This is a genomic window from Pseudoalteromonas aliena, assembly GCF_038155085.1.
GTDB classification, from domain to species: Bacteria; Pseudomonadota; Gammaproteobacteria; order Enterobacterales; family Alteromonadaceae; genus Pseudoalteromonas; species Pseudoalteromonas aliena_A.
This window is the reverse complement of the sequence record NZ_JBAKAU010000070.1, coordinates 1-253: the sequence shown is the minus strand read 5'-3', so window position 1 is coordinate 253 and position 253 is coordinate 1. Positions and strand designations below refer to the sequence as shown.

Genomic DNA, 253 nt, shown 5'->3' with positions numbered 1-253 from the left:
TACCAACTTTTGAATTTTTAGCATCAACTTCTCGAGAAAAAGTATAAAAAAGAGATTCCAAAAATCCTTTGCTCATACCTCTCCCTGTATCTGACACTTCAATATTTAAAACTTGATTAGCGTTGATATAGCTAACACTCGTTTTTAGTATTACATCACCATTTTCGGTAAATTTAAGTGCATTGCTTAATAAATTAGAAACTATTTGACTGAGCCTGGTATTGTCACTAAAGACCCAGCAGACATCATCTAT

At 32.4% G+C, this 253-nt stretch carries 1 protein-coding gene; it reads right to left on the bottom strand.

Annotation, left to right across the window (positions count from 1 at the left end):
• Positions 1–253, bottom strand: a 253-nt coding sequence (locus V6260_RS18590) for a sensor histidine kinase (RefSeq protein WP_341595572.1), incomplete at both ends; no start/stop codon positions are given.